Annotated in this window: 9 protein-coding genes and 1 pseudogene; 8 read left to right on the forward strand and 2 right to left on the reverse strand. The window is 73.6% G+C overall.

Annotated elements, in window-relative coordinates:
* Positions 1-101 precede the first annotated feature (101 nt).
* The 6 genes and pseudogenes from FGF04_RS26680 to FGF04_RS26705 all read left to right on the forward strand — a co-directional run bounded on the left by FGF04_RS26680 (position 102) and on the right by FGF04_RS26705 (position 9,217).
* Positions 102-950: an inositol monophosphatase family protein gene (locus FGF04_RS26680; RefSeq protein WP_149513907.1), complete on the forward strand. Its 849-nt coding sequence runs from the start codon at positions 102-104 to the stop codon at positions 948-950.
* A gap of 120 nt (positions 951-1,070) precedes the next feature.
* Positions 1,071-2,480, forward strand: coding sequence for a phytoene desaturase family protein (locus FGF04_RS26685; RefSeq protein WP_149513908.1), 1,410 nt, complete (start codon positions 1,071-1,073; stop codon positions 2,478-2,480).
* A complete protein-coding gene (locus tag FGF04_RS26690) occupies positions 2,477-2,986 on the forward strand; it encodes an O-acetyl-ADP-ribose deacetylase (RefSeq protein ID WP_149513909.1) in 510 nt (169 codons plus the stop codon). The genes FGF04_RS26685 and FGF04_RS26690 overlap by 4 nt, the downstream gene beginning before the upstream one ends.
* Positions 2,987-3,213: 227 nt before the next feature.
* The gene (locus FGF04_RS26695; protein ID WP_149513910.1) at positions 3,214-7,140 is read left to right on the forward strand and encodes a glycoside hydrolase family 2 TIM barrel-domain containing protein; all 3,927 of its coding nucleotides are present in this window, start codon (positions 3,214-3,216) and stop codon (positions 7,138-7,140) included.
* A gap of 75 nt (positions 7,141-7,215) precedes the next feature.
* Positions 7,216-8,706, forward strand: a pseudogene (locus FGF04_RS26700) (AlkA N-terminal domain-containing protein); the annotation flags it as partial.
* Between the two features lie 19 nt (positions 8,707-8,725).
* A complete protein-coding gene (locus tag FGF04_RS26705) occupies positions 8,726-9,217 on the forward strand; it encodes a methylated-DNA--[protein]-cysteine S-methyltransferase (protein ID WP_149514370.1) in 492 nt (163 codons plus the stop codon).
* 39 nt (positions 9,218-9,256) lie between these two features.
* Here the strand turns inward: FGF04_RS26705 and FGF04_RS26710 are convergent, their stop codons facing one another.
* Both FGF04_RS26710 and FGF04_RS26715 read right to left on the reverse strand, forming a co-directional pair.
* Positions 9,257-9,982, reverse strand: coding sequence for an SIR2 family NAD-dependent protein deacylase (locus FGF04_RS26710; RefSeq protein WP_149513911.1), 726 nt, complete (start codon positions 9,980-9,982; stop codon positions 9,257-9,259).
* 32 nt (positions 9,983-10,014) lie between these two features.
* Entirely contained in the window at positions 10,015-10,512 is a 498-nt protein-coding gene (locus FGF04_RS26715; protein WP_149513912.1) for an NUDIX domain-containing protein, read from the reverse strand.
* A gap of 181 nt (positions 10,513-10,693) precedes the next feature.
* On the opposite strand from FGF04_RS26715, the gene FGF04_RS26720 reads away from it, so the two are divergent.
* Both FGF04_RS26720 and FGF04_RS26725 read left to right on the forward strand, forming a co-directional pair.
* Positions 10,694-10,948, forward strand: a complete 255-nt coding sequence (locus tag FGF04_RS26720) for a hypothetical protein (protein WP_149513913.1) — start codon at positions 10,694-10,696, stop codon at positions 10,946-10,948.
* 148 nt (positions 10,949-11,096) lie between these two features.
* The coding region (locus FGF04_RS26725) for a glycerate kinase (RefSeq protein WP_149514371.1) at positions 11,097-12,074 on the forward strand (978 nt) is incomplete at its 3' end.

Raw genomic sequence — 12,074 nt, forward strand, 5'->3', positions numbered from 1 at the left:
CTAACGCTCCGCAGTGCCCGAACGTTCGTTGTTCATGCCGATTCCACCCGCGATGCACCCACCGGGCGGGGATTGTCAGTGCCGCGTGCTCTCATGGAGGCATGATCGAACACCTGGAAACCATCGACGAGTTTCTCGCCCACCGCACCGCCGACGTCGAGGCGGCCGTCCGCGAGGCGGCCGCCACCGAGATCATGCCGCGCTTCCGGCGGCTCGCGGCGCACGAGGTGGACCAGAAGAGCGGCCCGCACGACCTGGTCACGGACGCCGACCGCAAGGCCGAGCAGTACCTCACCGAGGTGCTGGGCAAGCTGCTGCCCGGCTCGGTCGTGGTCGGCGAGGAAGCGGTCCACGCCGACCCGGCGACGTACGGGGCGCTCCAGGGTGACGCGCCCGTCTGGATAGTCGACCCGGTCGACGGCACCCGCCAGTTCGTGCACGGCGACCCCGGCTTCTGCACGCTGGTCGCGCTCGCCCGGCACGGCGTGCTGCTGGCGTCCTGGACGTACGCCCCGGCCCGCGACCAGCTCGCCGTAGCCGTACGGGGCCGGGGAGCCCGGCTCGCCGGGGTGCCGCTGCGCGCCGGTTCGCCCGCCCCCGGCGCCGTCCTCGAAGTCGCCACGTCCCACCCGGACTACACGACGGACGACCAGAAGCAGGCGCTCCTGGGCCTGCGCACGGACGGCGTCGCCCCGCGCCCCTGCGGCTCGGCCGGTCTGGAGTACCTGGCCGTCGCCCGCGGCGAGTTGGACGCCACCGCGTTCTCCTGGGAAGCCGCCTGGGACCACGCGGCGGGCATCCTGCTCGTCGAGGAGGCGGGCGGCGCCCATCTGACGCTCGCGGGGGAGCCGTTCCGCATCACCGGCGGCAACGCCCTCCCGTTCACGGCGGCACGCGACGCGGCCACGGCCCGCCGCGTGACGGGGCTGCTCGCGCAGGGCGACGCCTGACCGCGGCGCCAGGGATGCCCGCACCGCGGTCGGGCGGGGCTGCGGCGGGACCGTCCGGGGCCCGGCATATCCTGACCTCCAGTGGCCATCGGCTGACGAAGGAGTCCGAAGGTGCCATCGATGCTCGATGCCGTCGTGGTGGGTGCGGGACCGAACGGACTGACCGCTGCCGTGGAGCTGGCCCGCCGCGGTTTCTCCGTGGCCGTCTTCGAGGCCCGCGACACCGTCGGGGGAGGCGCCCGCACCGAGGAGCTGACCCTGCCCGGCTTCCGGCACGACCCGTGCTCGGCCGCGCACCCCCTGGGCATCAACTCGCCCGCCTTCCGGGCGATGCCCCTGGACCGGTACGGACTGGACTGGCTCCAGCCCGAACTGCCCATGGCGCACCCCTTCCTCGACGGCACCGCCGCCGTCCTGTCCCGGTCCGTGGCCGAGACGGCCGCCTCCTTCGGACCGCGCGACGCGGGCACGTACCGCCGGCTCGTGGAGCCCTTCACCCACCGGTGGGACGCCCTGGTACGGGACTTCATGGCGCTCCCGCTCAGCGCGCTGCCCCGCGACCCGGTCACCCTCGCGCGGTTCGGCCTGGCCGGACTGCCGCCGTCGACCTGGCTGATGCGGCGGTTCCGCGACGAGCGCGCCAGGACGCTGTTCGCGGGCCTGGTCGCCCACGTCATGGCCCCGCTGGGCGGCTTCGCCACCGGCGCCGTCGGCCTCGTCTTCGCGCTGGCCGCGCACGCGCGCGGCTGGCCCGTCGCCCGCGGCGGCTCCCAGGCCATCTCGGACGCCCTCACCGCGTACCTCAAGGACCTGGGCGGGACCGTCCACACCGACTACGAGGTCAAGCGCCTCGACGACCTGCCGCCCGCGCGCGCCTACGTCTTCGACACCTCGCCCACCGCGCTGAGCCGCATCGCGGGCTTCGGGCGGTACTACGAGCACTACCGGTACGGGGCGGGCGTCTTCAAGGTCGACTACGCCCTCGACGGGCCGGTGCCGTGGACCGCCGAGGAGGCCCGCCGGGCGGGCACCGTGCAGATCGGCGCGAACAGCGCGGAGATCGGGGCCGCCCTGCGCGCGGCGTCCAGGCAGGGGCGGGCACCCGAGGCGCCGTTCCTGATCACCGTGCAGCCCAGCGTCGTCGACCCGTCCAGGGCGCCGGACGGCAAGCACGTGTTCTGGGCGTACGCGCACGTCCCGAGCGGCTGGACCGGGGACCTCACGGACGCGATCGAGCGCCAGCTGGAGCGGTTCGCGCCGGGCTTCCGCGACCGCGTCCTCGCCCGGGCCACGGCGGGCCCGCCCGAGCTCGCCGCCCGCAACGCCAACTACGTGGGCGGCGACATCGGCTGCGGCGCGGCCTCCGGCCTGCAACTCCTGCTGCGCCCCCGGCTGTCGCTGTTCCCGTACGACACCCCGCACCCGGCGGTGTTCATCTGTTCCTCGGCGACCCCGCCCGGGCCCGGCGTGCACGGCATGTCGGGGCACAACGCCGCGAAGGCCGTATGGAAGAGGCTGCGCCACCCATGACCACGATCGAACTCGTCAAGGGCGACATCACCCGGCAGAGCGTGGACGCGATCGTCAACGCGGCGAACTCCTCCCTGCTCGGCGGCGGAGGCGTGGACGGCGCCATCCACCGGCGCGGCGGTCCCGAGATCCTCGCCGAGTGCCGCAAGCTCCGCGCCTCCCACTACGGGAAGGGCCTGGCCACGGGACAGGCGGTCGCCACCACCGCCGGTCGGCTGGACGCGCGCTGGGTGATCCACACCGTGGGCCCCGTCTTCAGCGGCAGCGAGGACCGCTCCGATCTGCTGGCCTCCTGCTACCGGGAATCGCTGCGGGTCGCCGACGAACTGGGCGCGCGGACCGTCGCGTTCCCGGCCGTCTCCGCCGGCATCTACGGATGGCCGATGGAGGACGCCGCCCGTATCGCGATCGGGACGGTGCGCGGGACGGAGACGGCGGTGGCCGAGGTCAGGTTCGTCCTCTTCGACGAGCAGGCGTACGACGCGTTCGCCGCACAGGCCGGCTGATCCGGCCGGAGGCAGGTCGGGTGATCCGGCCGGGGCGGGCCGGGTGATCAGGCCGGGGGCAGACCGGCCGATCCCTCAGGAACACACAAAGTTCGACACGGTCATTGCTCCCGTTGTGTTCGGGATCTAGGGTTTTCCGTGGCTCACCAGGTGTCTCTGTGCTCAACAGTCGCATCCCACACCTCAGTTCGCGCACCCCCACGGTCGTACCGAGGAAGGTCACAGCCATGCCTCTCCCGCACCCGCACCTGCCTCCCGTCAGCCGCCGCCGACTCCTCGAAGGAGGGGCGGCCGCCTTCCTGGGCGCACTCGCGCTGCCGGGCGCCTCCTCCCCGGCCCACGCCGCCGGCCGGACCGCCGCGGCGGACGGCTCCCCGGAGTGGAACGGCGCCATCGACGTCTTCCAGATCGGCAGCGAGCCCCCGCACACCACGCTCACGCCGTACGCGGACGTCGCCCAGGCGCTGGACGGCGACCGCTCCCGCTCCCCGTACCGGATGAGCCTCGACGGGAAGTGGAAGTTCGCCTACGCCGACCGCCCCGAGGACCGCGACCCCGACTTCCACCGCACCGACGTCGACGACAGCTCCTGGGACACCATCCCCGTCCCGTCCGCCTGGCAGGTGCACGGCTACGACTTCCCGATCTACATCAACATCACCTATCCGTACTGGGGCCCCAACGGGCTGGGGGAGGAGCCGCAGCCGCCCGCGGCCCCGACCCGCTACAACCCCGTGGGCCAGTACAGACGCACCTTCACCGTCCCGAAGGGCTGGTCGGGGCGGCGGACCTTCCTGCACTTCGAAGGCGTCAAGTCCGCGCACTACGTGTGGATCAACGGCCACCCGGTCGGCTACCGCGAGGACTCGTACACGCCCGCCGAGTACGACATCACCCCGCATCTCAAGTCCGGCACCAACCAGATCGCGGTGGAGGTGTACCGCTACTCGGACGGCGACTGGCTGGAGGACCAGGACATGATTCGGCTGAGCGGCATCTTCCGCTCGGTCCACCTGTTCTCCACCCCGGCCGTGCACCTGCGCGACTTCAAGCTGGACACGCCGCTGAGCGACGGCCACCGGGCCGCCGAACTGTCGGTGACCGCGAGCGTGCGCGACTACGGCTCCACCGCGGCCGGGGGCACGGCCGGGGACGGGGACGGGCGTACGTACGCCGTCGAGACGCAGCTCTACGACGCGCGCGGGCACGCCGTCTGGCCCCGCCCGCTGCGCCAGGACGTCGACCTCGCCGCGGCCCCGGCCGGCGAGGACGTGACCGTGCGGGCCGCCAGGGCGGTCCCCGCGCCGAGGCTGTGGTCGGCCGAGGACCCGTACCTCTACACGGCCGTGCTGCGGCTGCGCGACCCGGCGGGCAAGGTCGTCGAGACGCTCTCGCACCGCGTCGGCCTGCGCGAGTTCGCCCTCAAGGACGGGCTGATGCGCATCAACGGGCAGCCCGTCTCGCTGCGCGGCACCAACCGGCACGAGATGCACCCCGACCGCGGCACCGCCCTCACCCGCGCCGACCTGGTCCGGGACATCGAGATCATCAAGCGGACGAACATCAACACCGTCCGCACCTCGCACTACCCCAACAACACGCTCTGGTACGAACTCGCCGACGAGTACGGCCTGTACCTCGTGGACGAGACCAACCTGGAAACGCACGGCATCCGCGACGAGTACCCCGGCGACCACGCCGACTGGAGCAGGGCCTGCGTGGCCCGCGCCCAAAACATGGTCCACCGCGACAAGAACCACGCGTCCGTGGTCATCTGGTCGCTCGGCAACGAGGCCGGCGGCGGCAGCACCTTCGTCGCCATGCACGACTGGATCCGCTCGTACGACCCCACCCGCGTCATCCAGTACGAGGGCGACGACCGGCCGCAGATCAGCGACATCCGCTCGGCGATGTACGAGAGCCCCGCGCGCGTCGAGGCCCGCGCCGGGGAAGCGGACAAACGCCCGTACGTCATGATCGAGTACGCGCACTCGATGGGGAACTCGACCGGCAACCTCAAGAAGTACTGGGACGTCATCCGCCGCCACGACGTGCTGCAGGGCGGCTGGATCTGGGACTTCGTCGACCAGTCGCTGACCACGCCGACCCCGGTGCGCGTCCTGTTCACCGAGGAGGGGCCCGGCGCGCTGCGCGGCGAGGTCCAGGCCGGCAGCGTCACCTTCGACCGGGAGAAGGGCGTCTCCGGCAGCACCGTCTTCGCCCGCGACCCGGGCCTGGACCTCACCGGCTCGCTGACCCTGGAGGCCTGGTTCACCCCGCACGTGCTCGGCTACCACCAGCCGATCCTGGCCAAGGGCGACACCCAGTACGCCCTGAAACAGACCGACCGGACCCTGGAGTTCTTCATCCACGGCGACGGGCAGTGGGTGGCCGCGAACTGGCCGCTCCCGGACGACTGGACCGGCCGGGAGCACCACGTCGCGGGCGTCTTCGACGCGACGGCCGGCACGCTCGCCCTGTACGTGGACGGCACGCTCCGGGCCACCCGGACCACGACCCGGCGCCCCGCCATCGACACCACACCGCTCTCGCTCGCCACGGACGTCGACAACCCCACCCGCGAGTTCAGCGGCACCATCCGGCGGGCGCGCGTCTACGCCCGCGCGCTGTCCGCGGCCGAACTCGCATCGGGCGGGCGCGGTCCCGGCGACGACGGCGTGCGGTTCTGGTTCGACGCGGCCACCGTCGGGGTGACACGGAAACGGGCGCAGCAGCGCACCTTCTTCGCGTACGGCGGCGACTGGGGCGACCACCCGAACGACGGGGCGTTCGTCGCGGACGGCATCGTCACCGCCGACCGCGGGCACACCGGCAAGGCCGCCGAGGTCAAACAGGTCTACCAGGCGGTCAACGCCGCGCCGAAGTCCGGCGACTCGCTCGCCGCCGGAGCCGCGGTGACCCTCACCAACGAGTACCTGTTCACCAACCTCCGCGAATTCGAAGGCAGTTGGACCCTGCTCGCCGACGGGAAGGCCGTCCAGCGCGGCAGGCTGAGCCGCGCCCAGCTGGACGTGCCGCCGCTCAGTGCCAAGGACGTCACCGTGCCCTTCAGGGTGCCGGCCCGCCCGGCGCCCGGCACGGAGTACTTCCTGCAGCTGTCCTTCACCACCAGGGAACGCACCGCGTGGGCGAAGGCCGGCTTCGAGGTGGCCAAGCAGCAGATACCGGTCGACGCGGACAGCCCCGCCGTACGGCCCGTCCCGCTGTCCCGCGTACCGGCGCTGCGCCACCAGGACGGCAAGCGGTCCGTCGAGGTCCGGGGCGAGGACTTCACCGTCACCGTCGACAAAAGCACGGGAGTCATCACCTCGTACGCCTTCCGCGGCACCCGGCTCCTCACCTCCGGGCCGGTGCCGAACTTCTGGCGGGCACCCACCGACAACGACCGCGGCAACGGCCAGCACCTGCGCAACCAGACCTGGCGCGACGTGGGGACGCTGCGGAAGGTGACGGACGTGCGCGTGCGCGCCCTGCGGGACCGGGCCGTCCGCATCGAGGTCGCCGGCACCCTGCCCACCACCACCGAATCGGCGTACACCACCACGTACACGGTCTTCGGCAACGGGGAGATCAGGGTCGACAACACCCTGCACCCGGGCGCGGCGAGCCTGCCCTACATCCCGGAGGTCGGCACCCTATTGTTCCTGCCGGGCCGGCTGAAGCGTGTGCACCACTACGGCCGCGGCCCCGAGGAGAACCACTGGGACCGCAACACCGGCACCGACGTCGGGCTGTACTCCGGGACGGTGGCCGGGCAGTGGACGCCGTACATCCGGCCGCAGGAGAACGGGAACAGGACCGACGTCCGCTGGGTCGCCCTGACCGACCGCGGCGGCGCCGGACTGCTGGTCTCGGGCGAGCCGCTCGTCGAGTTCAACGCCTCGCACTTCACCCCCGAGGACCTGTCCGTCGGCACGCGCCACGACTACCAGCTGGACCCGCGCGAGGAGGTCGTCCTGCGGGTCAACCACCGGCAGATGGGCGTGGGCGGCGACAACAGCTGGGGCGCGCACACGCACGACGAGTACAAGCTGTTCGCCGACCGGGACTACTCCTACACCTACCGGCTGCGTCCCCTGAGCGACGTGGACAGGGCGACGGAGATCTCGCGGCGGCCGACCGCCCAGGAGTGACCCGGCCCTCCGGGGCCCGGCCAGATGTCGCATTTCCGCCAGCCATCGCCCTGACCGAGGGCGATGCTGGTGGACATGCAGAACGGCATGCACACCGAGACCGAGCGCTGCGTACGCGCCGTCCAGTCCAAGGACGCCCGCTTCGACGGCTGGTTCTTCACGGCGGTCCTGACCACGGGGATCTACTGCCGGCCCAGCTGCCCCGTGGTGCCGCCGAAGCCGCAGAACATGACGTTCTACCCGAGCGCCGCCGCCTGTCAGCAGGCCGGCTTCCGGGCGTGCAAGCGCTGCCGCCCCGACACCAGTCCCGGCTCGCCCGAGTGGAACCGGCGGGCCGACCTGGTGGCCCGCGCCATGCGGCTGATCGCCGACGGGACCGTGGACCGCGAGGGCGTACCGGGACTCGCGGCCCGCCTCGGCTACAGCACCCGGCAGGTCGAACGCCAGCTCCTGGCCGAGCTGGGCGCGGGACCGCTCGCCCTGGCCCGCGCCCAGCGCGCGCAGACGGCACGGCTGCTCATCGAGACGACCCCGCTGCCGATGGCCGAGATCGCCTTCGCGGCGGGCTTCTCCTCGATCCGCACCTTCAACGACACGGTCCGCGAGGTCTTCGCCCTGGCCCCGGGCGAGCTGCGCGCCAAGGCACCCGGACGGGGCTCCGCCTCCACCGGCGCCCCCGTGGCCCCCGGCACGCTGATCCTGCGGCTCCCCTTCCGCGCCCCGCTCAACCCCGACAACCTCTTCGGCCACCTCGTCGCCACCGCCGTACCCGGGGTGGAGGAGTGGCGCGACGGCGCGTACCGGCGCACCCTGCGCCTGCCGCACGCCCCCGGCATCGTCGCGCTCACGCCGGGGCCCGACCACATCGGCTGCCGGCTCACCCTCGGCGACCTGCGCGACCTGACCGTCGCCATCAGCCGCTGCCGCCGCCTCCTCGACCTGGACGCGGACCCGGTCGCGGTCGACGACCGGCTGCGCACCGATCCGGCGCTGGCCCCGCTCGTCGACAAGGCACCGGGCCGCCGGGTACCGCGCACGGTCGACGAGGCCGAGTTTGCGGTGCGGGCCGTACTGGGCCAGCAGGTGTCCACGGCCGCGGCCCGTACGCACGCGGGTCGCCTGGTCACGGCCCACGGGGAGGCGGTCGACGACCCCGGGGGCGGCCTCACCCACCTCTTCCCGTCGGTCGAAGCGCTGGCCGCGCTGGACCCGGACACCCTCGCCCTGCCGGCCGCCCGCCGGGCCACCCTCACCACGCTGGTGTCCCGGCTGGCGGACGGCACGGTCAACCTGGGCGTCGAGGAGGACTGGGCGCGCACCCGCTCGCGGCTGCTCGCCCTGCCCGGGTTCGGCCCCTGGACCGTCGAGGTGATCGCGATGCGCGCCCTCGGCGACCCGGACGCCTTCCCGGTCACCGACCTCGGGGTCCGGTACGCCGCACGGGACCTGGACCTGCCGGCCACGCCCGCCGCGCTGACGGCGCGCGCCGAGGACTGGCGCCCCTGGCGCGCGTACGCGGTCCAGTACCTCTGGGCGACGAGCACCCACCCGGTCAACTTCCTCCCGCAGGAGACCGCCCACCCAAATGAAGCAGCACACCGTCATCGACAGCCCGTACGGCCCGCTCACGCTCGTCGCCACCGACGGAGTCCTGTCCGGCCTCTACATGACCGACCAGCGCCACCGCCCGCCCGAGGAGACCTTCGGCGACCCGGACGACACACCGTTCGCCGCGGTGACCGAGGAACTCGGCGCCTACTTCGCGGGCGAGCTGAAGGAGTTCTCGGTCCCCCTCCACCTGCACGGCACCCCGTTCCAGCGCTCGGTCTGGGCGGAGCTGCGCCGCATCCCGTACGGCGAGACCCGCACGTACGGGCAGCTCGCGGACGCGCTGGGCAACCCCAAGGCGTCCCGCGCGGTGGGCCTGGCCAACGGCAGGAACCCGCTGGGCATCATCGTCCCCTGCCACCGGGTGGTGGGCGCGAACGGCGGCCTCACCGGCTACGGCGGCGGTCTGCCCCGCAAACAGCGCCTGCTGGACTTCGAACGGGGCGAGGGGGCCGCGGCGTTGTTCTGACCGAGGCCGCCCTTCTGGTCGATCCGGTCCGCGCGCCGCTCAGGCGGCCAGCTCCCGCAGCAGCCGGGGCAGGCTCGTGCCGATCGGCTCGCGGACCAGTGCGTCGGCCCGGTCGTCGTACGGGGTCGGCTCGGCGTTGACCACGACGAGCCGGGCGCCGTGGTCGGCGGCGACCCCGGCGAGGCCCGCGGCGGGCTCCACCTGGAGGCTGGTGCCGGCGGCGACGAACACCTGGCACGCCTTGGCGATCGCGACCGCGTCACCGAGCACCACCGGGTCGAGGCGCTCGCCGAACATGACGGTCGCCGGCTTCAGGACGCCGCCGCACGCCAGGCAGGGCGGGTCCGCCTCGCCCGCGTCGACCCGGGCCAGCACGTCCTCCATCGGCCCGCGCGCACGGCAGCGCGTACACACCACGTGCCGCGCGCTGCCGTGCAGTTCGAGGACCTTGCGGGCGGGCATCCCGGCGCGCTGGTGCAGCCCGTCCACGTTCTGCGTGAGCACCCGCACCGGCACCCCGGACCGCTCCAGCTCGGCCACCGCCCGGTGCGCCGCGTTGGGCTCCGCCCCCAGGGTCCCCATCTCGCGGCGCATCCGCCACGAGCGGCGCCGGATCTCCGGATCGCCCATGTAGTACTCGTACGTGACGAGCTTCTGGGCCCCGGGATCGCGCCGCCACACACCGTTCGGGCCGCGGTAGTCGGGGATGCCGGAATCGGTGGAGACGCCGGCCCCGGTGAGGACGGCGACGAGGGGCTTGCTCATGGGCCGAGCGTAGGGCGCGGGACCGCGCGGGGCTATCGGATATCGGCCCGGCGGCCGTTCTCCAGCTCCGCCGTCCCCGTGCCCTCCACGAGCACGTCCAGGGCGGCGGCCACGCGGTGGCCCAGGGAGCCGAGGAGGTACCGGGGGAGGTCCGCGGGCGGGACCAGGCGCCAGGACAGCAGTTCCGACTCCTGGAGGCGGATCGAGGCGAACTGCTCCTCGGTCAGGACCCCGCCGTCGTACAGGTACGCCACGATCGGGGGCCGGGCCGCGCCGGACACCCAGTCCACCGCGAGCAGCCTGCCGATCGGGAGGTCCAGGCCGATCTCCTCCAGGGTCTCCCGGCGGGCCCCCTGGCGCGGGGTCTCGCCCTCGTCCGACTCCACGGTCCCGCCCGGCAGCGCCCAGCCCTCGCGGTAGTTGGGCTCGACGAGCAGCACACGGCCCTCGTCGTCACGGAAGAGTGCGGCGGCACCCGCGAGCACCCGGGGGAGGCCCGCGATGTACGTGGCGTAGTCAGGAGTCGTCATCGGCCCAGCCTAACGAGACCGGCCGACGGGCCCGCACGGCCGTCAACCTGCGACGGGCGTACACCCGGTGTGCCGAATTCCCGCCCGTCCGGACTGCCTTCCATACGTGTGGCCGCACTTCCGGCACCGCGCCGCATGACAAGGTCATCAGGTGTTGTTCGCATCGTGTGTCTGGAGTTCCATGAAGTCGTCGAGCCGTACGGCCGTCCTCGCGGCCGGTGCCGCCGCGGTCGCCGTTGTCCTGTCCGCCCTCGGGACCGGTACCGCCGCCGCGGCGGTGCGCGCCGAGCCGCTCGTCGAGACCGGGGACGTCGGGGTGCAGACAGGGGACCTCGACCTCCTGGAGGACGTGCTGGAGCACATCAGCGTGCCGTTCGGGCACGAGGGCGCGCTGACCCACCAGCTCTACGACTCGCGCGCCACCGACGCCGGCTGAGCGACCGCCCCGGGGCCGCCGCCCGCACGGCTGTCCCGGACGGCGCTCCGGGCGACTGCCCTGGGCAGCGGCCCCCTCCTGCGGTTAGGGTCGCAGCGGCGCGACTGCCTTGACGTGTGCAAGGCCCGACCAGCAAGGGGAATGCAAGGTGGCAGACGCTGCAGTCAACCGGACCGGCGGCGGGACCGGCGGCCGGACCCAGCGGGTACTCATCGCCGCGGACAAGTTCAAGGGCACGCTCACGGCCGTGCAGGTCGCCGAACGGGTGGCGGCAGGGCTGCGCCGGGTCGCGCCGGAGGTGGAGGTGACGGCCCTCCCGGTCGCCGACGGCGGCGACGGCACCGTCGACGCGGCGGTCGCCGCCGGGTTCGAGCGGCACGAGGTACGGGTCGCCGGGCCGCTCGGCGACGAGGTCACCGCCGCGTTCGCGCTGCGCGACGGCACCGCGGTGGTGGAGATGGCCGAGGCGAGCGGGCTGCAGCGGCTGCCCGCCGGCGTCCTCGCGCCCCTCACCTCGTCCACCTACGGGTCCGGGGAGCTGCTGCGGGCCGCGCTCGACGCCGGGGCCCGCACGATCGTGTTCGGCGTCGGCGGCAGCGCGACCACCGACGGCGGGGCCGGGATGCTGGCCGCGCTCGGGGCCCGTTTCCTCGACGCAKACGGCGAGCCCGTGCCGCCCGGGGGCGGTTCCCTCGGGGACGTCGCCMCGGCCGACCTGACCGGCCTCGACCCCCGGCTGCCCGCCGTCGACGTCGTCCTCGCCAGTGACGTGGACAACCCGCTGACCGGGCCGAAGGGCGCGGCGGCGGTGTACGGCCCCCAGAAGGGCGCCTCCCCCGACGACGTGGCGACCCTGGACGCCGGGCTCGCCCACTTCGCGGCGGTCCTGGAGAGGGCGATCGGGGGCAGGGCGGCGGAGTACGCCGCCGCGCCCGGTGCCGGGGCGGCCGGCGGGATCGGGTACGGGGCCCTCGTGGGGCTGGGTGCCGGGTTCCGGCCCGGGATCGAGGTCATGCTCGACGTGCTGGGGTTCGCGGCGGCGGTGGAGCGGGCGACGCTGGTGATCACGGGGGAGGGGTCGCTCGACGGGCAGACCCTGCACGGGAAGGCTCCCGCCGGGGTGGCC

This window comes from Streptomyces apricus (assembly GCF_008369065.1).
Classification (GTDB): Bacteria; Actinomycetota; Actinomycetes; order Streptomycetales; family Streptomycetaceae; genus Streptomyces; species Streptomyces apricus.